Source organism: Paraburkholderia sp. J12, from assembly GCF_905220215.1.
GTDB lineage: Bacteria > Pseudomonadota > Gammaproteobacteria > Burkholderiales > Burkholderiaceae > Paraburkholderia.
In genome coordinates this window covers 230,377-253,608 of the sequence record NZ_CAJMZC010000002.1, presented here as the reverse complement: position 1 = coordinate 253,608, position 23,232 = coordinate 230,377, and the positions used below count along the sequence as shown (strand labels likewise).

The following is a 23,232-nucleotide window of genomic DNA, read 5'->3' as shown; positions in this document are numbered from 1 at the left end:
AGACAAAGAGGTTCGAGCAGTGTCCACGCAAACTCCTCCTACACCGCAAACCGGCCGCAGCGGCGCGCCCGTGCGCGCGTCCCGTCCGTCCACGCCGGCGGGCGGCCGTCCGAAGGGCTCGTGGCAGCGCGGGCGCTGGACGCTACTGCTCATCGCGATCGTCTGCGCGGCGCCCATCGCACTCTCGTACTTCACGTATTACGTGATCAAGCCGAAGGGCGGCACGACCAGCTACGGCACGCTGATCGAGCCGCAGCGCCCGATTCCCGCCGGCCTCATGGTCACGGGCGACGACGGCCGCAGCGTGCCGCTCGCCACGCTGCGCGGGCACTGGCTGATGATTTCGGTGGACGGCGGCGCCTGTGGCGAGCCGTGCGTGACCAAGCTGTATTTCATGCGCCAGGTGCGCGCGACCCAGGGCGCGGAGCGCGGGCGCGTCGTCACGGTCTGGCTGCGCACCGACGATGCGCCGGTCTCCGGCGTCATCAAGGCGGCCTACCCCGATACGCGCATGCTGCGCACCGACCCGGCGGCGCTCGCTCAATGGCTGCCCGCCACGGACGCGACGCAGGACACCGATCACATCTACCTCGTCGATCCGAACGGCAACCTGATGATGCGTTTTCCCGAGCACGCCGACCCGTCGAAGATCAAGAGCGACATTTCGAAGCTCCTCAAATGGTCGAGCATCGGGTAAGGTGCCGCGCAGGGATTCATTGGCTGACAGATTCGCTGGAAGATAGGGAATGTTCGTACTGGAACTCGGCCTGATCGGCCTGTGCATTGCGCTACTGCCGCTCTCGTGGGTGTGGGTGAAGGCCGACGACAACAAGTTCCGCAAGCTCGTCTGGCTCACGACCTTCATGACGCTCGACCTCGTGATGTTCGGCGGCTTCACGCGCCTCACCGATTCGGGCCTCGGCTGCCCGGACTGGCCGGGCTGCTACGGCACGTCCTCGCCGTTCATCGCGCACGCGCAGATCGCGGCCGCGCACGCGCTGATGCCCACGGGCCCCGTCAGCATGTCGAAGGCATGGATCGAGATGATTCACCGCTACTTCGCGATGGCGATCGGCGTGCTGATCATCGCGCAGATGGCCATTGCCTGGCGCGCGCGCGTGAAGCGCCTGCCGCTGCACGTCTCGCCCTGGTGGCCCACGGCGCTCTTCGGGCTGATCGTGGTGCAGGGCATTTTCGGCGCGTGGACCGTGACCATGAAGCTGCAGCCGATCATCGTCACCACGCACCTGCTGCTCGGCCTCACGCTGCTCGGCACGCTCGGCTGGCTCGCGGCGCGTCTCACGCCGCTGCCCGCATGGGAGCCCGAAGTCGCGCGCTGGCGCCCGGCCGCGCTCGCGGCGCTGGCGCTGCTCGTCGTGCAGATCGCGCTCGGCGGCTGGGTCAGCACCAATTACGCCGTGCTCGCCTGCACCGACTTTCCCACCTGCAACGGCGCCTGGATTCCGCCGATGGATTTCCAGCACGGCTTTCATCTGTGGCGCGCGCTCGGCATGGACGGCAACGGCGACGTCATCACCCAGGACGCGCTGGTGGCGATCCACTGGACGCACCGCACGTTTGCGCTCGTGGTCATCGCATATCTGGTATGGTTCGCCCTCACGCTTCGGCGCTACGAGTCGCTGCGGCGTCCCGCCAACGGGGTCCTGATCGTGGTGCTGATCCAGTTCCTCACCGGGCTCTCGAACATCGTGCTGCAGTGGCCGCTGGCCATCGCGGTGGCGCATAACGGCGGGGCCGCGATCCTGCTGCTTCTCGTCGTCATGCTAAACTTTCGAATTGCTTATAGCCGCCCCGGCCGCGCCGTTGTTCCCGCGCGCGACGCCGCGCCGGCGTGATCCGTCCCTATGGAAAGTACAACCCTCTCCCATCCCCCGGGCAGCCGGATTTCCCAGTACGTCGCGCTCACGAAGCCGCGCGTTACCCAGCTGGCGGTGTTTTGCGCAGTGATCGGCATGTTCCTCGCCGTGCCGGGCATGGTGCCCTGGAAGGTGCTGGTCGGCGGCACGGTCGGCATCTGGCTCACGGCCGGCGCCGCCTTCGCCATCAACTGCCTCGTCGAGCAGAAAATCGATGCGAAGATGCGCCGCACCGCCTGGCGCCCGTCCGCGCGCGGCGAGATCACGAGCATCCAGATCCTGCTGTTTTCGCTCGTGCTGGGCGGCGTGGGCATGTGGACGCTCTATACGTTCACCAATGCGCTCACGATGTGGCTCACCTTTGCCACGTTCATCGGCTACGCGATCATCTACACGCTGCTGCTCAAGCCCAACACGCCGCAGAACATCGTGATCGGCGGCGCGTCGGGCGCCATGCCGCCCGCACTCGGCTGGGCCGCCGTAACCGGCCACGTGCCCGGCGACGCCTGGATCCTCGTGCTGATCATCTTCGTCTGGACGCCGCCGCACTTCTGGTCGCTCGCGCTGTATCGCCGCGAGGACTACAAGAAGGCCGGCCTGCCGATGCTGCCGAACACGCACGGCGAAGCCTATACGCGCCTGTGCATCCTGCTCTATACGGTGGTGCTCTTCGTCGTCACGCTCATGCCGTTCATCTCGGGCATGAGCGGCCTGCTCTATCTCGTGACGGCGGTGGTGCTCGGCGCGGTGTTCCTCGCCTACGCGTGGAAGATCTATCGCGAATACTCCGATGAGCTCGCGCGCAAGACCTTCCGCTACTCGATCGTGTACCTCTCGCTGCTCTTCGCGGCGCTGCTCGTCGATCACTACGTCCACGCCCTGATCGGGGCCTGAAAAGCCCTGCCCGGCAACCCTTAAGCGCCGTGACCCTCATGACCCGTCAAATGCTTGCGCGCATCGGGCGTACCACGCTCGTTGCGCTCGCCACGGTTTGCGCCCTCGGCGGCACCGCGCTCGTCGCGGGCTGCGGTCAGCAGGCGCCGTCGTTCACGAACCTCGACATCACCGGCAACACGCAGTTCGGCAAGGACTTTTCGCTGCCCGACACGAACGGCACGATGCGCTCGCTCGCCGACTACAAGGGCAAGGTGGTGGTGCTGTTCTTCGGCTACACGCACTGCCCGGACGTGTGCCCGACCACGATGGCGGAGCTCTCGCAGGCGCTCCAGCAGCTAGGTCCCGATGCTGCGAAGCGCGTCCAGGTGGTGTTCGTCACCGTCGATCCCGAGCGCGATACGGCGCAGATCCTGAGCCAGTACGTGGGCGCGTTCAACCCGACCTTCATCGCACTGCGCCCCGCCGACGAGGCCCAGCTCAAGCAGGTCACGAAGGACTTCCGCGTCTATTACGCGAAGGTGCCCGGCAGCACGCCCGACAACTACACGATGGATCACACCGCCGCGAGCTACGTGTTCGACACGACCGGCAAGCTGCGGCTCTTCGCCCGCGACGGGCAGGGCGTGACGCCCTGGGTTCACGACCTGAAGCTGCTGCTCGGCTAATCCGCGCACTGGGCGCGAGCGGCATACCGGTATGCGATTTCAGTATTTCGCACCGCCGGTGCCGTGTGAGAGCATTCATCCCCCCGGCAAACGGCACACAATGCCATGCGAGCCGGCGATATCGAAATAACAGGCAGGAACATCACCTCCATGCAGCGCAGAAATCTCATCAAGGCTCTCCTCGCCGGCTTTGCCGCCACCACGCTTTTCGCCAGCTTCGGCGCCCGCGCCGACGACCCGGTTATCAAGGTCGGCACCGTCTCGGGTCCGGACGCCCAGGTCTGGGCCGTCGTGCAGAAGGTCGCGAAACGCGAAGGCCTGAACGTCAAGGTCATCGAATTCAACGATTACGTGCAGCCGAACGCCGCGCTCGACGCAGGCGACCTCGACGCCAACAGCTTCCAGCACCAGCCCTACCTCGACAGTCAGGTCAAACAGCGCGGCTACAAGATCGTGAGCGTGGGCCTCACCTACATCTCGCCGATCGGCGTGTACTCGAAGAAGCTGAAGTCGCTGAACGACCTGCCGCAAGGCGCGAAGGTCGCCGTGCCGAACGATCCCTCGAACGAGAACCGCGCGTTCCTGCTGCTGCAGTCGAAGGGTCTCGTCAAGCTGCGCGCCGGTGCGGGCGTGGACGGCAACAACGCGACGCCGCTCGACGTCGTGGAGAATCCGAAGAAGATCAAGTTCGTCGAACTCGATGCGGCGCAACTACCGCGCGCGCTCGGCGACGTGGATGCCGCCGTCATCAACACGAACTACGCGCTGGCCGCCGGCATGCAGCCGACCAAGGACGCCATCGCGCTCGAAGACATCCGCAGCCCGTACGCGAACGTGATCGTCGTGCGCACCCAGGACAAGGACAAGCCGTGGGTGAAGAAGCTGGTGGCGGCGTATCAGTCGGAAGACGTGCGCCAGTTCATCAAGAACCAGTTCAAGGGTTCGATGGTGCCGTCGTTCTGATCGACGCACCGGCATGCGGCACCTTGCCGCATGCTGCTGAACAAGCCTAAACCGCGGCCTTGCGCCGCGGTTTTTTTACGCCTGCTTGAGGAGCGGCCAGGTCGTATCCTGGAGGCTGCGCGACCAGCATTCGGTGAGCGGGCCCACTCCGGCGCCGCTTTCTCCGGGCGGCATCGGCGCGAAACCGGCGCGCCGGGCCATGCGGCGGGCGTCTTCCAGTTCGGGCGCGAGGTCGATGGCGAGCGTGACATAGCCCGCGCGGCGCGCAAAGCGCGCGCACTCGTCGAGCAGTTGCGAGCCGATGCCGAGCCGCCGCACGTGGCGTTCGACGAACAGCATCTGCACGCGCGCGTCGTCTTCGCCGGCTGCAATCAGCATGGCGCCCCCCACCACGAGACCTTCCTGCTCGACGATCCACGCCGCTTCGCGCGCCGGATCGTGACCGAGCGCAAACGCGCCGATCCGGTGCGCGGCCAGCGCTTCGAACCGCCCGCCCCAGCCCGGCTCGTGCGCGAAGGACTGGGTGAGCCGGTGCACGATCCAGCTGAAGTCGCCCGGCCGCGGGCCTCGTATGGTGACGATGCCCTGCGAGGTACGTCCGCCGAGCAGGTGCTGCACCGTGCGCAGCGCGCCGATCAGCTGCTCCTGCTCAGCCGGCGCGAGTTGCGCGAGCGCCGCCGCCATGCTGCCCACCGCGGCGGCGTCGAGCGGCGCGTATTCGGCCCGGCCTTCGTCGGTGAGGCTCAGCAGCGACTGGCGGGCGTCGCTTGCGCTCGGGCGCCGCGAGATCAGCTTGCGCTGCTCGAACCCCGCGAGAATGCGGCTCAGGTAACCGGTGTCGAGCGCAAGGTTGCGGGCGAGCGCGGCGGCCGTGTCGGCCTTGCCGGTGGCCAGCTCCTGCAGGATGCGGACTTCGGTGAGCGAAAAAGCGCTGCGCGGCAGCCGCTCATGCTGCGCGACCAGGTACTTCGCGTAGAAGCGGTTGAATTGCAGCACGGCTTGTGCGCGCCGCATCGCATCGGATTCGGTCGACAAATGGGGGCCCTCTCGATGTTGTTTTGTGTTGATCGTTATCAAACATGACTATAGGGGAACTCTGTGACGCGCGTCAGGGTTCGCCCAGCCCGCGACGGCAACTTCCGTCCACTGGCTTCCATCATGCGGTCCAGTTCGAGCTGTCCAGGGTAAATCCTGATGTCCAGTGGGCTCAGGAAAAAGTCGAGTGTAGTCGCCTAAACTATTGATAGAAAATAAATTTGTTCGATTTCAGCAGTGTGAAACCACTCGGTTGACTGGTCTTATTGTGGTTATATAATGGGCTCGCTTTCGAAGCCGTCCTCCCCACGATCCCAGAACCCAGGCATAAGTCCCATGGAAACCCGTTGGTCTGCCCTGATGCCCGACGCGCGCAACGTGACGCCGCTCTATCTGCAGCTCGCGCGCAACCTTGCCACGGCGATTCATTGCGGCGTGTGGTCGGCCGGCGAGGCACTGCCTTCGGAGCGCACGTTGTCGGACGCCATCGGCGTTTCGCGCATCACGGCGCGCAAGGCAATCGAGCTGCTCGTGGAGCAGGGGCTGATCCGGCGCGCACGCGGGGCGGGCAGTTTCATCACGCCGCGCGTGGAAGATCCGCTTTCGCGCCTGACCGGCTTCACGAAGAAGATGGAGCAGCGCGGCTTCACGCCCGACTCGGTGTGGCTCGCGCGCGAAGTGCGCCCGGCGCACCGCGAGGAGATCGTGCAGCTCGGTCTTTCGCCGGGCGCCTCGGTCACGAGCCTGCGGCGGCTGCGCCGCGCGGACGGCATCGTGATGGCCGTGGAGCATTCGGCGCTGCCGGTGTCGATCGTGCCGAACCCGGCGTCCATCGATACCTCGCTCTACGCGTATCTCGAAGCGCGCGGCATGCCGGTGGTGCGGGCCCTGCAGCATTTCCGCGCGGTGAACGCGACGGGCGAGATCGCGGCGCTGATGGGCGTCGAGCCGCGCGCGGCGCTGCTCGTCATCACGCGGGTCGGCTTTTCGGCCGACCAGCACGCCATCGAATTGACCGACACCTATTGCCGCGACGGCTATTACGACTTCGTCGCGGAGCTGCGCCAGTGAGCGGGCGGGTCCAGACATGATGAACGCCCGGCCACGGAACGAATCACTCCAGCACGACCCTGACATGACGCCTCGTGCCTCGTCGCAACCCATCGGAAAACTTTCATGCTGAGCGGAAACATACTCACTCCTGAAGGCTGGATCCACGGCTCGCTGTCGTTCGAGAACGGGCGCATCACGTCGATCTCGGGCAACGCGGCCGATCCGGCGAAGAACGACGCGCCGTACATCCTGCCGGGCTTCATCGACCTGCACGTGCACGGCGGCGGCGGCGCCGACGTGATGGAAGGCGACGACGCCATCGAGACCATCACGCGCACGCATGCGCGCTTCGGCACGACGAGCCTGCTCGCCACCACCATGACCGCGCCGCGCGAAGAGCTCATGCGCGTGGTCGCGGGCCTCGGCGACGTGGCGCGCGTGCGCACGGCCGGCGGCTCGCGGGTGCTCGGTGTGCACCTCGAAGGCCCGTACATCAACCCGGGCAAGCTCGGCGCGCAGCCGGACGCGGCGGTGTCGGCGGTGCTCGACGAGGTGCTCAAGTACCTCTCGATCGCGCCCATTCGCGTCGTGACCGTGGCGCCCGAGATCGCGGGCCACATCGAGATCATTTCGGAGATGGCCGCGCGCGGCGTGCGCGTGCAGCTCGGCCACTCGCTCGCCACCTACGACGACGGCGTGGCCGCGCTCAAGCACGGTGCGTGCGGCTTCACGCACCTTTTCAACGCGATGTCGCCGCTGCATCACCGCAACCCGGGCCTCGTCGGCGCGGCGCTCGCGCATGCCGAGTACGCGGAGATCATCCCCGATCTGCTGCACGTGCATCCGGGCGCGATCCGCGCGGCGATGCGCGCCATTCCGCGCCTCTACGTGGTCACCGACAGCACCTCGGCGACCGGCATGCCCGACGGCGAATACCGCCTCGGCAGCCAGCACGTGACCAAGTGCCTGGGCGGCGTGCGCCTCGCCGACGGCACCCTCGCCGGCAGCACGCTGACCATGGACCAGGCGCTGCGCAACCTCGTTTCGCTCGGCTTTCCCATCGCCGACGTTTCGGCGCGCCTGTCGCGCTACGCTGCCGACTATCTCGGCATCGAGGACCGTGGCCGCCTCGCGCGCGGCGCATGGGCCGACGTCGTCGTGTTCGATCGCGAGCTGGCCCTTACCGCGACCTACGTCGAAGGAGAATCGATTGTCGAATATGCTTAAAGAAGCGCTGGCCTCGGCCGGCGTCGTCGCCGCGCAGCTCGCGGACACCGCGAGTGTCGAAGCGCTCGCGCGCCGGCTCGAGGCCCTGCCGCCGCAGGTCGCGCTGACCGTCGCGCGCGGCAGCTCCGACCATGCGGCGAGCTACTTCGCTGCGCTCACCATGAGCCGCATCGGCGTGCCGGTGGCCTCGATCCCCATGTCGATCGCCACGCTCCAGCAGGCGCCGTTGCGCGTGCGCGGCCAGTTCGCCCTTGCTTTTTCCCAATCAGGCAGGAGTCCTGATCTCGTCGCCACGATGCGCGTGCTGCGCGAAGCGGGCGCGCTCACGGCGGCTGCGGTCAACGTGCCGGGTTCGCCGCTGGCCGAAGCCGCGGGCGTGGAGCTGCCGCTCCTCGCCGGGCCGGAGCTCAGCGTGGCGGCCACCAAGAGCTATATCGCGATGCTCTCGCTTTCGGCGCAACTGGTTGCGTTCTGGCAGCGCGACGCCGCTCTCGTCGATGCGCTGCGCGCGCTGCCCGACGCGTTGCACGCCGCGGGCTCGCTCGACTGGTCGAAGGCCGTGGACGAACTGCGCGAGGTTTCGCAGATGATCGTGATCGGCCGCGGCGCAGGTCTTGCGATTGCGCAGGAGGCGGCGCTCAAGCTCAAGGAGACCTCGGGCATCCAGGCCGAGGCGTTCTCGAGCGCGGAAGTGCGTCACGGCCCGATGGAGCTGATCGACCGCGACTATCCGCTGCTCGTGTTCGCGCCGCGCGGACCGGAGCAGGCGGGCCTGATCGACTTCGCGCGCGACATGGTCAAGCGCGGCGCACGCGTGCTGCTGGCCGCGCCCGCCGACGTGCCCGACGCGACGCTGCCGCTCGTGAGCACCGCCGACGCGGCGCTCGACCCCGTTGCCGCGATTCTCTCGTTCTACGTCATGGCGGCGGACCTCGCCGCCGCGCGCGGGCGCAATCCCGACGAGCCGCGCTACCTGAACAAAGTCACCGAAACACACTAGATTGGAAAGCTGATGGAACGCATCCAGGAGTCCCGCCTGATGAACCCGGTTCAATCCGCCGCCGGCGACATCGCTATCGTCGCGCCGCTCACAGGCCCGGTCGTGCCGCTCGCCGCGGTGCCCGATCCGGTGTTTTCGGAAGGCCTGTTCGGTGACGGTATCGGTATCGATCCGCTTGTCGGCCGGCTCGTCGCGCCGTGCGACGGCGTCGTCATGCATCTCGCGCGCACCGGCCACGCCGTCACGCTCCAGACCGCGGAAGGCGCGCAGGTGCTGGTGCATGTCGGCATCGACACGGTCGAGCTGAACGGCAAAGGTTTCGCGCCGAAGGTCGAGCAGGGCGCGCAGGTGCGCCGCGGCGACCTCCTGATCGAGTTCGATCTCGACGTGGTGGCCTGCGAAGCGCCGAGTCTCGTTTCGGTGGTCGCGATCGCGAACTCGGATGCGTTCGAGGTGATTTCCCGCGCGCAAGGCGGCAAGGTCGAAGCCGGCGTGTCGCCGCTTCTCGTGCTGCGTGCGCGCGAAGGTGTGGCGGCCGCTGCTGCTGCGGCGGCGGTGAGCCCGGTGGAAAACGAAGCGCGCCGCACGGTGACGCTCACGCACGCTGGCGGCCTGCATGCGCGGCCCGCGGCGCGGGCGCGCGAGGCCGTGCGCGGCTTCGAGGCGCGTGTGGAAGTGCGTCACGGCGAGCGCCGTGCGGCGATCGAAAGTGTGGTCGGCCTGCTGGCGCTCGGCGCGGGCGAAGGCGCCACCGTCGAACTCGTCGGCACGGGCCGCGACGCGCAACAGGCCGTCGAGGCCGTCGCCAACGAACTGAATCGCGAAGCGCCGGGCGAGGGCGGTGAAGCGCCGGCTCGGCAGCTTTCGCCGGCACCGCGCACGGCGGCGACTGCGGTGGCGACTGAAGTGTCGACTGCGGCTGCCCAGCCGGCGGCCGGCGCGGCGGGGCCCAATACGCTTGCGGGCGTGTGCGCGGCGCCGGGCGTGGCCGTCGGCAAGCTGGTGCGCTGGGACGATGCCGAGATCGTGCCGCCGGAAGCCGCGAGCGGTACTTCGGCCGCCGAAAGCCGCGCGCTCGACAAGGCGATTGCGGCCGTGGACGCCGAACTGAACAACGCCGTGCGCGCCGCGTCGCAGCGCAGCGCGATCAGCGAGGCCGGCATTTTCACGATGCATCGCGTGCTGCTCGAAGACCCGACGCTCGTCGATGCCGCGCGCGACCTCATCAGCCTCGGCAAGAGCGCGGGCTTCGCGTGGCGCGAGGCGATCCGCGCGCAGATCGCGGTGCTTGGCCAGATCGACGATCCGCTGCTTGCCGAGCGGGCCGCGGATCTGCGCGACCTCGAAAAGCGCGTGCTGCGCGCGCTCGGGCTCTCGAATACCGCGGCGCGCACGCTGCCTGAGGAGGCCGTGCTGGCCGCCGACGAATTCACGCCCTCCGATCTCGCCACGCTCGACCGTGCGCGCGTGACGGCGCTCGTGATGGCACGCGGCGGCGCGACCTCGCACGCGGCCATCATCGCGCGCCAGGCCGGCATTCCGGCGCTGGTCGCGCTCGGCGACACGCTGCACACGATTGCCGAAGGCACCGAGGTGATCGTGAGCGCGAGCGAAGGGCGCTTCGCCTACGCACCCAGCGCGCTCGACATCGAGCGTGCCCGCACGGAGCGCGCCCGCCTCGCGGGCATGCGCGAAGCGAACCGTCGCACCTCGCAGCAGGCGGCCACCACGCGGGACGGCCGCGCGATCGAAGTGGCGGCGAACATCGCCACGCTCGAAGACGCGACCACGGCCGTGGACAACGGCGCCGACGCCGTGGGCCTCCTGCGCACCGAACTGATGTTCATCCACCGGCCGACTGCGCCGACGCTCGAAGAGCACCGCCAGAGCTATCAGGCGATCGTCGAGGCGCTGGCGGGCCGCACGGCCATCATCCGCACGCTCGACGTGGGCGCGGACAAGGAAGTCGATTACCTGACGCTGCCGCCCGAGCCGAATCCGGCGCTGGGTCTGCGCGGCATCCGCCTCGCCCAGGTGCGCCCCGATCTACTCGACGACCAGCTGCGGGCGCTTCTCGCGGTGAAGCCCGCGGGCGCCGTGCGCATCCTGCTGCCGATGGTGACCGATGCGGGCGAGCTCGTGCGCCTGCGCGAACGCATCGAAACCTTCGCCGAAGAAGCGGGCCGCACCGAGCCGATCGAAATCGGCGTGATGATCGAGGTGCCTTCGGCTGCGCTGCTGGCCGATCAGCTCGCGCAACACGCGGACTTCCTCTCGATCGGCACGAACGACCTCACCCAGTACACGCTCGCGATGGACCGCTGCCAGCCCGATCTCGCCGCCCAGGCGGACGGCCTGCATCCGGCCGTGCTGCGTCTCGTCGCAGCGGCCGTGCAGGGGGCGGGGAAGCACGGCAAGTGGGTCGGCGTTTGCGGCGCGCTCGCGGGCGATCCGGTTGCGGTGCCTTTGCTGGTGGGGCTCGGCGTGACGGAGCTGTCCGTCGATCCGGTGTCGGTGCCTTCCATCAAGGCGCGGGTGCGCAATCTGGACTGGCAACTGTGCCGCCAGCGCGCGCAGGACGCACTCGCTCTCGAATCGGCCCAGGCGGTGCGGGCAGTCAGCCGCTCGATCTGGCCGCTCGAATGACGCGTGGCTACGCGCACCCGCTCGAACTAATTCGTACTACAAAAAACGCGCCGGCATACGCAAGTCAGCCGGCGACTCTCATCACCCACTGACGTCACGAAAAAGACAGGGACTGGAGGCAGTTCAATGGATGGCAATCCGTTTCTCAAGATTCAGAGCCTCGGCCGCGCGCTGATGCTCCCGATCGCAGTGCTGCCGGTCGCCGGCCTGCTGCTGCGCTTCGGCCAGAGCGACATGCTCAACATCAAGATCATTGCCGACGCGGGCGGCGCGATCTTCGACAATCTGCCGCTCCTCTTCGCTATCGGCATCGCCGTCGGCTTCGCGAAGGACAACAACGGCGTCGCCGCGCTCGCGGGCGCGCTCGGCTATCTCGTCGAGACGGCCGTGATGAAGGACATCAACGACAAGCTCAACATGGGCGTCCTCTCGGGCGTCGTGGCGGGTATCGTCGCGGGCCTGCTGTACAACCGCTTCAAGGACATCAAGCTACCCGAGTTCCTCGCGTTCTTCGGCGGCAAGCGTTTCGTGCCGATCATCACCGGGCTCGTGTGCGTGGTGCTCGGCATCGCGTTCGGCTACGGCTGGGCGCCGGTGCAGGCCGTGATCGACGCCGCGGGACACTGGCTCACCACGGCGGGCGCGATCGGCACCTTCGTGTACGGCTTCCTGAACCGGCTGCTGCTCGTGACGGGCCTGCACCACATCCTCAACTCGCTCGTGTGGTTCGTGTTCGGCACGTTCACGCCGGCTGGCGGCGCGCCCGTGACCGGCGACCTGCACCGCTTCTTCGCGGGGGACCCCACCGCGGGCAGCTTCATGGCGGGCTTTTTCCCGGTCATGATGTTCGGCCTGCCGGCAGCATGCCTCGCGATGCTGCACGAGGCACCGAAGGAGCGCCGCTCGATGGTCGCGGGCCTCCTGCTCTCGATGGCGCTCACCTCGTTCCTCACGGGCGTGACCGAGCCGATCGAGTTCACGTTCATGTTCCTCGCGCCGGTGCTCTACGGGATCCACGCGCTGCTCACGGGCCTCTCGCTCGCGATCTGTTCGCTCCTCGGCATCAAGCTCGGCTTCACGTTCTCGGCGGGCGCGATCGACTACGTGCTGAACTACGGCCTCTCGACGCATGGCTGGGAAGCGATTCCGCTCGGCGTGGCCTACGCCGTGGTCTATTACGTGCTGTTCCGCTTCTTCATTCGCCGCTTCAATCTGCCGACGCCGGGCCGCGAGGCCTCGACGGGCGACACGGCGCTCGCTTCGTCGATGGCGGGTGCTGCCGTGCCGGCGGGCGCAGCCGGCACGTCGCGCGCCGCACGCTATATCGATGCGCTGGGCGGTGCCGCCAACCTCAAGGTGGTCGATGCCTGCACGACGCGTCTGCGTCTTTCGGTGGCGGATCCGGCGAAGGTGTCGGAGCCGGCGCTCAAGGTGATCGGCGCGCGGGGTGTGCTCAAGCGCGGTGGCGACAGCGTGCAGGTGATCATCGGACCGGAAGCGGACATCATTGCCGACGAGATCCGCAGCGAGATCAAGCGCGGCCCCGCTGCGGCGCCGCAAGCACCGGTGCAGGCCGCGGCGACGGCTGCCGTGCCCGCTCAGGCGGCTGGCAATGGTGGAGCAGGGAGTGTAGGGAATGCAGGCGATGCCGGCCCGCTCGACCCGGACCCGGCACGCTGGCTCGCGGCATTCGGCGGATCGGCGAACATCGCCACGCTCGACGCCGTGGCGGCGACGCGCCTGCGCGTGGTCGTGCGCAACGCGGCGGCGGTCGATCGCCAGAAGCTCGCGGCGCTCGACGTGGTGTGGGTGTCGGACAATACGCTGCACATCGTGGTGGGATCCGCCGCGCAGCGCTATGCGCAGGCGCTGGCTCCGCAACCGGCTTGACGTTTTCCACGCGGCGCCTGGTGCGTAACCTTGGCTGCGTAACCGTATGACCCAAAAAAATCGGCGCCCCGGCGCCGATTTTTTTGTCGATTAATTTCGTCGACCCGCCGCGAGGCTTCAGTCCTTGCGAACCGCCGCGCCGACCTTCTGCCGCTGCGAATCGAGCCACATCACGTTGATGATCCCAAAGCCGAGCGCGACGCCGATGCCCAGGATCCAGCTGAAATACCACATCGTTTCCACTCCTTCGAAATTCGTCAGTACAACGAGTTGTGCTGTTCCTTGATGGCCGCGGCGGTCACCTTGCCGCGCATCACGCGATACGCCCACGTGGTATAGGCGAGCACGATGGGCAGGAAAATGATCACGGCCACGAGCATGATCTCGAGCGTCGTCTTGCTGGAGGTCGAGTCCCACACGGTCAGGCTGCTGCGCGGATCGAGCGACGAAGGCATGATGAACGGGAACATCGAGAAACCCGCCGTGAGGATCACGCCGACGATCATGAGCCCGGTGGCGATGAACGCCGTTTTTTCCAGCCGCGAGCCCGCGAGCGCACACGCCACGAGGCCGCCCAGGATGCCGAGCAAGGGCGCGACCGTCATCCACGGATAGAGGCCATAGTTGGTGAGCCACAGCCCCTGGCCGGCTTCGACGCTCTTGAGCAGCGGATTCGAAACCGAATCGAGCGGGGGCGCCGACGTGATGGTGTAGCCGCCGATCAGCGTCGCGACGATCGCGCCCGCCAGCACGAAGAGCACGACCGCGAGGAGCGAGGTGATCCGCAGCGCCTTGCTCGCGCGGGCGGCAACCACGCCGTCGCTCTTGAGCTTCACGAAGGCGGCGCCGTGCGCGGTGAGCATCGTGAGGCTCACGAGTCCGCAGATGAGCGCGAATGGATTGAGGAGTGCCCAGAAGCTGCCGTGGTAGGTCACGCGCAGGTCGGTGTCGTAGGCGAACGGCACGCCTTCGAGCAGGTTGCCGAAGGCCACGCCGAACACGAGCGCCGGCACGAAGCCGCCGATGAACAGCGCCCAGTCCCACGCGCTGCGCCACTTCGGGTTGTCGCGCTTGCCGCGGTAGTCGAAGCCCACCGGGCGGAAGAAAAGCGCGAAGAGCACCAGCAGCATCGCGAAGTAAAAGCCCGAGAACGAGGCGGCATACACGAGCGGCCAGGCGGCGAACATCGCGCCGCCCGCGGTGATGAGCCAGACCTGGTTGCCTTCCCACGTCGCGCCGACCGTGTTGATGACGATGCGCCGCTCCGCATCGGTCTTGCCGATGAAGGGCAGCAGTACGGCGGCGCCCATGTCGAAGCCGTCGGTGAGCGAGAAGCCGATCAGGAGCACTCCGATCAGCACCCACCAGATGAGCTTGAGGGTTGCGTAGTCCATGGTTGTCGGTTCCTTGCGTGGGGCGGGGCGTCAGGCGGCGCTGCCGCTGCCGGCTGCCGGGGCGGTGCCCTGTTCGTGGAAGTAGCGTCCCGTGTGCAGCGCCGACGGGCCGAGTCGCGCGTACTTGAACATCAGCGTGATCTCGATGATGAAGAGCGCCGTGTAGAACACCACGAAGCCGGCGATGCTCAGCATCACGTCGCCGGGCGCGAGGCTCGACGCGGAAAGATGCGTGGGCAGCACTTCGGCGATGGTCCACGGCTGGCGGCCCACCTCGGCGACGATCCAGCCGAATTCGGCGGCGATCCACGGCAGCGGGATCGCCCACACGGCCCAGCGCAGGAACCACGCGCGGCTCGGCTTGAGCAGCGAGCGCTGGGCGCAGAACCAGAACGCCAGCACGAAGGTCAGCAGGAACAGGATGCCGAGGCCCACCATCAGGCGGAACGACCAGAACACCGGCGCGACGGGCGGAATCGAGCTCTTCGCGGCGGCTTCGATCTGGTCGGGCGTCGCATCCACCACGTTCGGCGCGAACTGCTTCACGAGCAGGCCGTAGCCGAGGTCGGCCTTGTGCGCGTCGAACACGTCGCGCGTTTCGGTATCGGCGCTGCCTTCCTTCATCTTCTGCAGCGCGGCATACGCGAGCATGCCGTTGCGGATGCGCACCTCGGCGCGGCCAATGTGATCCTTCAGGCCGATCACGGGCTCGTCGATCGAGCGCGTCGCGATGATGCCCATCAGGTAAGGAATCCGGATCGCGTAGTCGGTGCGCTCTTCCTTCTGGTTCGGCATGCCGAACAACGTGAACGGCGCGGGCGCGGGGGCGGTATCCCACTCGGCTTCGATGGCGGCGAGCTTGACCTGCTGCACTTCGCCCGTGGTGTAGCCCGACTCGTCGCCGAGCACCAGCACGCACAGCGTCGAGGCGAGGCCGAAGCCCGCGGCGATGGCGAACGAGCGCAGCGCGAAATCGACGTCGCGGCGGCGGATCAGATACCACGACGAGATGCCGAGCACGAACATCGACGCGGTCACGTAACCGGCCGAGACGGTGTGCACGAACTTCACCTGCGCCACCGGATTGAAGATCACCTGGAAGAGGCTGGTGAGCTCCATGCGCATGGTTTCGTAGTTGAACTCGGCGCCCACGGGGTTCTGCATCCAGCCGTTGGCCACCAGAATCCAGAGCGCGGAGAGGTTCGAGCCGAGCGCCACGAAGAACGTGGTGATGAGGTGCTGGCCCTTCGAGAGCCGGTCCCAGCCGAAGAAGAAGAGACCGACGAAGGTCGACTCGAGGAAGAACGCGGCGAGCCCTTCCACGGCGAGCGGCACGCCGAAGATGTCGCCCACGTAGTGCGAGTAGTACGACCAGTTGGTGCCGAACTGGAACTCCATGGTGAGGCCGGTGGTGACGCCCATCACGAAGTTGATCGCGAAGAGCTTGCCCCAGAACTGCGTCATGTCCTTGTAGATCTGCTTGCCGGTCATGACATAGACGGACTCCATGATGACGAGCAGCCACGAGAGGCCGAGCGTGAGCGGCACGAACAGGAAGTGATAGAGCGCGGTGATCGCGAACTGCAGCCGCGAGAGATCGACGGTTTCGCTAATGGGCATGAGGGTCCCCTTGGGTCGGGTTCGTCGCCGATTGCATCGATGGCACCGATTGCACCGATGGTACGGAGGGCGCGGTTGGCACGGACACCGAAAGAATGGCGCGAGCAACATCGGCGGGCGGCATGTTCATGTTTTCCGCCTGCGGATGATTGAAGAATGCGTATTTGAGCGCCATCAGCAACACGAGCTTGAAGGCGAGAACGAAGACGATGTCGCGTGCGAAGGTCGGGCCGCGTGCCCAGCGCAGGAATCGCGCGTGGAGCGCGAGGCGAGGCCGGGGAGGATGATCGGATGTCGAGATCATGGTGGATCGGTTGACTGCCCTTAAAACTCGTTTCCCGACCGGGCCTGCTGGCCGCCCGGCGCCTGGCACATCGTGTGTACGAAGAATTTTAAGATTGAGGTCCCGGGCATGCGACAGTCCGCCCGCGACATCCCGTCGCGAACGCAGGCCCGTCTAATCAGTATTGCGACTTAATTTGTCTCAAGTCAATAAATTGGGGGCGCATTGGAATGCGTGCCGCATCAGGCTGCGCATTTATCTTAGGGAAAAATCGGGGAACATGAGATGAGGGTGACTACCGGGGCGGTCACGGGCCGGGCCACTGCAAGGCCCAAAAAGAAAAAGCCCCGCCGTGAGAGGGCGGGGCTATGTCAGCGTCTGACAGACCGGCGCGGACTGGCCGGCGAGATACCGGGTTGCCTAGCTGTAATCGGCCAATGCCGTGCGCATTTTCTTCATCGCGCTCGCTTCGATCTGACGGATACGCTCGGCCGAGACGCCGAATTCGTCGGCCAGTTCGTGCAGGGTCGAACCGCCCGAACCGTCGTCGGCCACGTTCAGCCAGCGCGCCTCGATGATGCGGCGGCTGCGCGCGTCGAGCGCTTCCAGCGCGCTCGCGATACCGTCCGACTGCAGGCGGTCGCGCTGGCGCGCGGCCAGCACGGCGGTCGGCTCGCTATGCGAATCGGCCAGCCAGGCGATGGGCGCGAACGACTCTTCGCCGTCGTCGGTCTGGCCTTCGAGGGCGATGTCAGCGCCGGACAGGCGCGTTTCCATCTCCACGACTTCTTCGCGCTTGACGTTCAGTTCCTGCGCGAGACCGTCGATTTCCTCGGGCGTGAACGACTGCAGGCCCTGCTTGTGGCTGCGCAGGTTGAAGAACAGCTTGCGCTGCGCCTTGGTCGTGGCGACCTTCACCATGCGCCAGTTGCGCAGGATGTATTCGTGGATCTCGGCCTTGATCCAGTGCATGGCGTACGACACGAGCCGCACGTTCTGCTCCGGGTCGAAGCGCTTCACGGCCTTCATCAGGCCGATGTTGCCTTCCTGGATCAGGTCGGCGTGCGGCAGGCCATAGCCGAGGTAGTTACGGGCGATCGAAACCACGAGGCGCAGGTGCGACAGCACGAGGCGACGGGCGGACTCGAGGTTGTTTTGTTCGCGGAACTCGGTCGCGAACTGGCGCTCCTCTTGAGGCGTCAACATGGGGATCCGGTTGACGGCCTGAATGTACGCGTCGATATTGCCCAGCTGGCCGGGCAACATGGACTGGTTCGCGAGCGCCAGCATGCCTGCCCCCGCCGCCTTGGCCGGCGTCGGGCTCAGCGTACCAGGAAGGGTCATTGCCATTGCGTTGCTCACGTAGTGAACTCCTCTATATCTTGCAAAAGTCGGACTGCGACTCCACGGTGGATGTTAGCACTCTGCTCCACCGAGTGCTAATACTTGGAGTCTGTAGGGGCTTCAAGGTTCCGCTGCTGCTATCGAAATAGTTGTTTCGATAGATTTCGCTGGAAGCCCGACAGGATGGGGCTGACAGCCGGTGAGGGCGTGCCGCGGTCGAGGTTGGCGAGTAAACCCTCTAGATCCGGATGGGACGGGGAGAGGGGAGATAACCAGGGGACGGCCTGTTTTGCCACAGTGCCTGGAAACGCCGGATATCGCTGGACGCGCTGGACGAACGAGTCATTGAGCATATGACCGGGGCGGCCGTCGAAAGTGCTTTCCTGCGTCGATCGGGCGCGCCTATCTCTTGGCGTCGAGTCGATCCCGGCGAGTGCAAAGGGACGGATTGACGGCCATTGCGCTATGCGTGCTGAATCGCGCGGCCTTTTGATTGCAAGTATCCACGCGACGAAACCTGGTATAAATTTCAGCGAAGCGCGTGCGGTACATCTTCAGCGTCGGTCTGCGGCCAACGGCGGGACGGGCGCGCAAGGGGCAAGGGCGATGGCGGCGAAAGTGATCGATGCGATTCGCGGGCTGGAGCGCGAACGTTTCCGGGCGATGGTGGACGGAGACGGTTCGTCGCTGGACGCTTTGCTGTCGGACAACGTGATCTACGTGCACACGAACGGCAAGCGCGAAACCAAGCAGCAATTCATCGACGCCATTACGGCGGGCCGCCGCCGCTACCGCCAGATCGAGATCCAGACCCAGGACGTGCTGCCCGTGGGGCGCGAGACCTGCGTGGTGTCCGGGCGTGCGCTGATCGAGATGGAAGCCAACAACGGCGCGCTGCTTTTTCCCATCGCCTATACGGCGATCCAGACTCAGGAGGACGGGCAGTGGCGCCTGCTTGCATGGCAGGCGACGCGTTGTGCGCTCGAATAAGGCCGGTAGGCCCCTTCTTCCGGCGCGTCTTCTGGACGCTCCGGGCTAACGCCGGCGGCCCGTTTTGCCGCCGACGCCCAACGCTGTCTGTCGACCAGAGCTGGTGCCTGCTCTGGTTTCACGCAGGGCACCTGCCTCTGCTCCGCGCTGCCTTCGCTGCTGAACTGCTTCGCTGACCGACGGCCGAACCTCAGGCCGCGGCGCGCCGATCGACGCGAGGCCAGTCCGCCCGATTCACCCCGCTCACGACCGCGGCGACCGTCGCGTGCGCGCCGTCTTCGGCCACGCCCACGCCGTGGCGAATCGCCTGCCCGCCCACGCGGCAACCCACGAACACGGCGGTGGCGCCGCGCTCCGTGCGCGCGCTCTCGAACGACGTGATTTCCACCGTGACGCCCGCCGCCGCAGCGATGGCGGCAGCGACGGCCCGAGCCTGCGCTTCCTGGCCGTCGGCGGCCGAGGGCGCCGCGATGTCGCGGCCGTCCCAGCGCACGCGGCCTGCGCCGGCATGCATCGCCGGGCCATCGGTTTCGAAGTACTCGCGCTCGAAGAGGGCGCAGATCGCATCGCCCGTGACTTCTTCGCCCGACGCATCCGAGACCGTCTGCACGGCGTGGCTGAATTCGATCTGCACGCGGCGCGGCGGCGTGAAACCCATGCCGCGCTCGAGCAGCCAGGTCGCGCCGCCCTTGCCCGACTGGCTGTTCACGCGGATCACGGCGTCGTAGCTGCGGCCGAGATCGGCGGGATCGATCGGAAGATACGGCACTTCCCAGAGCGCGTCGGCCTTTTGCTGGGCGAAGCCCTTGCGGATCGCGTCCTGGTGCGAGCCCGAGAATGCCGTGAAGACGAGGTCGCCCGCGTACGGATGGCGCGGATGCACGGGCAGTTGATTGCAGCGTTCGACCATGCGGCGCACGGCGTCGATATCGGAGAAGTCGAGGCCCGGATCGATGCCCTGGGTGTAGAGGTTCATCGCGAGCGTGACGAGATCGACGTTGCCGGTGCGCTCGCCATTGCCGAAGAGACAGCCTTCGATGCGGTCCGCGCCCGCGAGCAGCGCCATTTCCGCGGCGGCGACGGCCGTGCCGCGATCGTTGTGCGGGTGCACCGAAAGCACGATGCTGTCGCGGTACGCGAGATTGCGGTCCATCCACTCGATCTGGTCGGCGTAGACGTTGGGCATCGCCGCTTCGACCGTGGCCGGCAGATTCACGATCATCTTGTGATCGCGCGTCGGACGCCAGGTTTGCGCCACGGCGTCGCACACTTCGCGCGCGAACGTGAGCTCGGTCATGCTGAAGGTTTCGGGGGAGTACTGATAGATCCAGTGCGTCTGCGGACGCGCATCGGCGTGTTCGCGGATCATGCGCGTGCCGTCCACGGCGAGCGCCTTCACCTCGTCTTTCGACTGGCCGAACACGATCTTGCGGAACGACGGGCAGATCGCGTTGTAGAGGTGCACGATCGCGCGCGGCACGCCTTCGAGCGCATCGAACGTGCGCGCAATCAGATCTTCGCGCGACTGCACGAGCACTTCGATGGTCACGTCCTCGGGAATGCGCTTTTCCTCGATCAGCTTGCGCACGAAATCGAAGTCGGTCTGCGAAGCGGACGGAAAGCCGACTTCGATTTCCTTGAAACCGATCGCGACCAGCATCTCGAAGAATTCGGTCTTCTGCTCGATGCTCATCGGCTCGATCAGCGACTGGTTGCCGTCGCGCAAATCGGTGCTCATCCAGATGGGCGCGCGCTCGACGGTGCGCGTGGGCCATCGGCGGCCGTTCAGGCGGATGGCGGGAAAGGGGCGGTACTTCTCGGCGGGATTACGCAACATGACGGGCCTCGTTCTTCATGGTGTCGTTTGCGATGGCGGTCGACAGCGGGCGGCTGGCGGGCTGGCGACGAAGCACGATGCGCGAAACTTCCGGCGTCCGGGCGGAAACCACGGATGCGAAGAAGACGGCCACGGTGGCGGCGGTAACCGGCGCGGCAAAAAAGGACGTGAACGATGCCCATGCAACGTGCATTTTGACCCTCGCGATTCGTCCGAACGGTAAACGGACGAATAGAGACGACAAGTTGTAAAGGGAACTGCTGTTTGGGGTACTGCGAGAAACTGCTTGGGAGGACTGCCGACCGGGGAGGAGGTCGCGCAGCGCTACGCCTGGCTTACGCTAGACGTAGCGATAGGGCCGCTAGGCGGCCGGAGGTAATTCGGAGGGTGTTCGGGAAGGAACGCATTAGGCCAATGTAAGGCAGGACGACCTTGCGTGTCAACCATCGGGTTGCCGACCCGCGGCTGCGTGAGCCGCTGGGTAAGCGATTAAATGAGCGACTAAACGAGCGGCGCGGTCAGATTCCGGCAATCCGCCTGATCGTTTCCACCTGGCGCGCGATCGCCTCCGGCACGGGCGCCTCGCCGCGCAGCACGGCGCCGATCCAGGCGGCGGTCGTGGCGGCGTCGCGGCCTTCCGGCAGCGCGACTTCCGGGGCGTCGGGCGACGAGCGTTCCGGTGCGATCAGCGTTTCGCACATCCCGTCGTGCAGCCAGTCCACCTGGACCTGGCGGCGCGTGTCGGCAACGGCTTCGCCTTCGGTGCCGCGCGCGAGCAGCGCGCCGCCTGCCGCGGCCTCCGGGTGCGCGACGAAGAGGGCACTCAGGCTCTCGCGATAGGGCGGATGCGTGTAGTTCACGAGCCGCAGGCCCGGTTCTGCAAAAGGCTGCAGAAGTTTTACGAGCGTATGCGTGGAGTTGCGCACGCCCATCCGCCGGCGCAGCACGAGCAGCCGGGCGAGTTCGGGCGCGAGTGCTTCGATCGGCGCGAAGGCGACATGCTTTTCGGCAAGCTGCGCCTCGATTTCGGCGTGATTGCGGGCGACGGGCAGGTCGAGCGCGGCGAAGATTTCGGCGCTCGTGACGCGGCCCGGGTCGGTGCTCACGCCGTGAACCAGCACCGGCACGCCCTCGCGCGCGAGCAAGAGCGCGAGCAGCGGCACGAGATTCGGCTGCTTGCGCGCGCCGTTGTAACTCGGGATCGAGACAGCGCGATAGTCACCAGCCGGTGCGCGCAGCGGCGCGAACGAGGCCTGCGCGGCGGCCAGCATGGCGGCCAGTTCCGCGGCGGTTTCCCCCTTCAGGCGATACGCGAGCAGTACCGCGCCGAGCTCGAGGTCCGGCACGCGGCCGTCGAGCATGGCGGCGTAGAGCGCGTACGTGTCTTCGGGCGACAGCGCGCGCGCGCCGTTCGGGCCGCGGCCGATCTCCTTGATGAAGCGGGCGCAGGAAAACGTGTCGGAGGCGTCGGGGGCGTTCATGGCGTGCGGCAGTCTCTGGGCCCGGAATGCGTGTGGCGCGCCCGGGCGGCAGTTATCTCGAATTAGCGGGGATGCGTGCAGTATCGCATGAGGCAGCTTTGCGGACGGCGGCTGGCAAACCGACGAGCAATACGGAAGAGAAACCGAAGCGATGCGCGCGACGCTCACATGACGGCCAACCGCCGCCTGCGTGCGCCGCCACGCAGTGCGGGCCGCGCGCGTTACACTCGGCATTTGCGCCGCCGCCTGGGTCCGCGCGCGGCTCTTCACGCAGACGGAGAACTCCATGACTTACGTTTTCGAACCGGCGCCGCCCGTATCGGTACCGGTGGCGGGCAGCGACCAGCGCTTCCCCGTGCGCCGCATCTATTGCGTCGGCCGCAACTACGAAGCGCACGCGCGCGAAATGGGCCACGATCCCGACCGCGAGCCGCCGTTCTTCTTCGCCAAGCCCGCCGACGCGATCCTCTACGTCGCGCCCGGCTCGACCGGCGAATTCCCGTATCCGACGCAGTCGAAGAACGTGCACTTCGAAATGGAACTCGTCGCGGCCATCGGCAAGGGCGGCAAGGACATTCCCGCCGCGAGCGCGCTCGACCATGTGTACGGCTACGCACTCGGCCTCGACATGACGCGCCGCGATCTGCAGGCCGAAGCGAAGAAGCTGGGCCGCCCCTGGGATATCGCGAAGGGTTTCGACCACTCGGCGCCTATCGGCCCGATTTATCCGGTCGCGCAGGCGGGGCAGGTTGCGAAAGGAGCGATCTGGCTCTCCGTGAACGGCGAGGACAAGCAGCGCGCCGACGTCTCGCAGATGATCTGGCCGGTGGCCGACACCATCGCTTTCCTCTCCACGCTCTTCGAACTGAAGGCCGGCGACCTGATTTACACGGGCACGCCCGAAGGCGTGGGCGCCGTGGTGAAGGGCGACCTGATGCGCGGCGGCGTGGACGGCCTGGGCGAGATCGCGGTGCGCGTGGTCTAGGAGCGGCGTGCGGCGCTGCAATTCATCGAGAACAAGAGAGACGAG

21 protein-coding genes are annotated in these 23,232 nt (G+C 66.8%); 12 read left to right on the top strand and 9 right to left on the bottom strand.

Annotated elements, in window-relative coordinates; genetic code table 11:
- Positions 1-19: 19 nt before the first annotated feature.
- The 5 genes from U5760_RS06075 to U5760_RS06055 all read left to right on the top strand — a co-directional run bounded on the left by U5760_RS06075 (position 20) and on the right by U5760_RS06055 (position 4,402).
- Positions 20-697, top strand: a complete 678-nt coding sequence (locus U5760_RS06075) for an SCO family protein (protein ID WP_415914049.1) — start codon at positions 20-22, stop codon at positions 695-697.
- 49 nt (positions 698-746) lie between these two features.
- Positions 747-1,856: a COX15/CtaA family protein gene (locus U5760_RS06070; protein WP_322010369.1), complete on the top strand. Its 1,110-nt coding sequence runs from the start codon at positions 747-749 to the stop codon at positions 1,854-1,856.
- A 9-nt stretch (positions 1,857-1,865) separates the two neighbouring features.
- Positions 1,866-2,771 carry a heme o synthase gene (cyoE, locus tag U5760_RS06065; RefSeq protein ID WP_322010367.1) on the top strand — a complete coding sequence of 302 codons (906 nt, stop codon included), beginning with the start codon at positions 1,866-1,868 and terminating at the stop codon, positions 2,769-2,771.
- A gap of 38 nt (positions 2,772-2,809) precedes the next feature.
- Positions 2,810-3,439, top strand: coding sequence for an SCO family protein (locus U5760_RS06060; RefSeq protein WP_322010365.1), 630 nt, complete (start codon positions 2,810-2,812; stop codon positions 3,437-3,439).
- Positions 3,440-3,589: 150 nt separating this feature from the next.
- Positions 3,590-4,402, top strand: a complete 813-nt coding sequence (locus tag U5760_RS06055; RefSeq protein WP_322010362.1) for a MetQ/NlpA family ABC transporter substrate-binding protein — start codon at positions 3,590-3,592, stop codon at positions 4,400-4,402.
- Between the two features lie 75 nt (positions 4,403-4,477).
- Here the strand turns inward: U5760_RS06055 and U5760_RS06050 are convergent, their stop codons facing one another.
- Positions 4,478-5,437, bottom strand: coding sequence for a helix-turn-helix domain-containing GNAT family N-acetyltransferase (locus U5760_RS06050; protein WP_322010360.1), 960 nt, complete (start codon positions 5,435-5,437; stop codon positions 4,478-4,480).
- Positions 5,438-5,773: 336 nt separating this feature from the next.
- Here U5760_RS06050 and U5760_RS06045 point away from each other — a divergent pair, with 336 nt between their 5' ends.
- From U5760_RS06045 to nagE, 5 genes are all read left to right on the top strand, one after another.
- A complete protein-coding gene (locus U5760_RS06045; protein WP_322010358.1) occupies positions 5,774-6,508 on the top strand; it encodes a GntR family transcriptional regulator in 735 nt (244 codons plus the stop codon).
- 105 nt (positions 6,509-6,613) lie between these two features.
- Entirely contained in the window at positions 6,614-7,717 is a 1,104-nt protein-coding gene (gene nagA, locus U5760_RS06040; RefSeq protein ID WP_322010357.1) for an N-acetylglucosamine-6-phosphate deacetylase, read from the top strand.
- Positions 7,710-8,717, top strand: a complete 1,008-nt coding sequence (locus tag U5760_RS06035) for an SIS domain-containing protein (RefSeq protein WP_322011067.1) — start codon at positions 7,710-7,712, stop codon at positions 8,715-8,717. The genes nagA and U5760_RS06035 overlap by 8 nt, the downstream gene beginning before the upstream one ends.
- A 39-nt stretch (positions 8,718-8,756) precedes the next feature.
- On the top strand, positions 8,757-11,363 hold the full coding sequence (gene ptsP, locus U5760_RS06030; RefSeq protein WP_322010355.1) for a phosphoenolpyruvate--protein phosphotransferase: 2,607 nt from the start codon (positions 8,757-8,759) through the stop codon (positions 11,361-11,363).
- A gap of 126 nt (positions 11,364-11,489) precedes the next feature.
- Complete coding sequence (nagE, locus tag U5760_RS06025) at positions 11,490-13,253, top strand: N-acetylglucosamine-specific PTS transporter subunit IIBC (RefSeq protein WP_322010354.1); 1,764 nt, start codon at positions 11,490-11,492, stop codon at positions 13,251-13,253.
- Between the two features lie 117 nt (positions 13,254-13,370).
- Here nagE and cydX read toward each other — a convergent pair whose 3' ends face one another.
- The 5 genes from cydX to rpoH form a co-directional block, all read right to left on the bottom strand.
- A complete protein-coding gene (gene cydX / locus U5760_RS06020; protein ID WP_322010353.1) occupies positions 13,371-13,487 on the bottom strand; it encodes a cytochrome bd-I oxidase subunit CydX in 117 nt (38 codons plus the stop codon).
- 23 nt (positions 13,488-13,510) lie between these two features.
- Entirely contained in the window at positions 13,511-14,647 is a 1,137-nt protein-coding gene (gene cydB, locus U5760_RS06015; RefSeq protein WP_322010352.1) for a cytochrome d ubiquinol oxidase subunit II, read from the bottom strand.
- A 30-nt stretch (positions 14,648-14,677) separates the two neighbouring features.
- Complete coding sequence (locus U5760_RS06010) at positions 14,678-16,267, bottom strand: cytochrome ubiquinol oxidase subunit I (RefSeq protein WP_322010351.1); 1,590 nt, start codon at positions 16,265-16,267, stop codon at positions 14,678-14,680.
- Complete coding sequence (cydP, locus tag U5760_RS06005; protein WP_322010349.1) at positions 16,257-16,571, bottom strand: cytochrome oxidase putative small subunit CydP; 315 nt, start codon at positions 16,569-16,571, stop codon at positions 16,257-16,259. The genes U5760_RS06010 and cydP overlap by 11 nt, the downstream gene beginning before the upstream one ends.
- A 399-nt stretch (positions 16,572-16,970) precedes the next feature.
- Positions 16,971-17,900 (bottom strand): RNA polymerase sigma factor RpoH, encoded by a 930-nt coding sequence (gene rpoH / locus U5760_RS06000; RefSeq protein WP_415914048.1) that lies wholly within the window; start codon positions 17,898-17,900, stop codon positions 16,971-16,973.
- Between the two features lie 600 nt (positions 17,901-18,500).
- On the opposite strand from rpoH, the gene U5760_RS05995 reads away from it, so the two are divergent.
- Positions 18,501-18,884: a nuclear transport factor 2 family protein gene (locus U5760_RS05995; RefSeq protein WP_028227694.1), complete on the top strand. Its 384-nt coding sequence runs from the start codon at positions 18,501-18,503 to the stop codon at positions 18,882-18,884.
- Positions 18,885-19,074: 190 nt separating this feature from the next.
- On the opposite strand, the gene leuA is transcribed toward U5760_RS05995, so the two are convergent.
- From leuA to ybiB, 3 genes are all read right to left on the bottom strand, one after another.
- Positions 19,075-20,721, bottom strand: a complete 1,647-nt coding sequence (leuA, locus tag U5760_RS05990) for a 2-isopropylmalate synthase (protein ID WP_322010347.1) — start codon at positions 20,719-20,721, stop codon at positions 19,075-19,077.
- Positions 20,711-20,914: a hypothetical protein gene (locus U5760_RS05985; RefSeq protein ID WP_322010346.1), complete on the bottom strand. Its 204-nt coding sequence runs from the start codon at positions 20,912-20,914 to the stop codon at positions 20,711-20,713. The genes leuA and U5760_RS05985 overlap by 11 nt, the downstream gene beginning before the upstream one ends.
- 325 nt (positions 20,915-21,239) lie before the next feature.
- Positions 21,240-22,202 carry a DNA-binding protein YbiB gene (ybiB, locus tag U5760_RS05980; RefSeq protein WP_322010345.1) on the bottom strand — a complete coding sequence of 321 codons (963 nt, stop codon included), beginning with the start codon at positions 22,200-22,202 and terminating at the stop codon, positions 21,240-21,242.
- A gap of 286 nt (positions 22,203-22,488) precedes the next feature.
- Here ybiB and U5760_RS05975 point away from each other — a divergent pair, with 286 nt between their 5' ends.
- Positions 22,489-23,187 (top strand): fumarylacetoacetate hydrolase family protein, encoded by a 699-nt coding sequence (locus U5760_RS05975; protein ID WP_322010344.1) that lies wholly within the window; start codon positions 22,489-22,491, stop codon positions 23,185-23,187.
- The last annotated feature ends 45 nt before the right edge of the window (positions 23,188-23,232 follow it).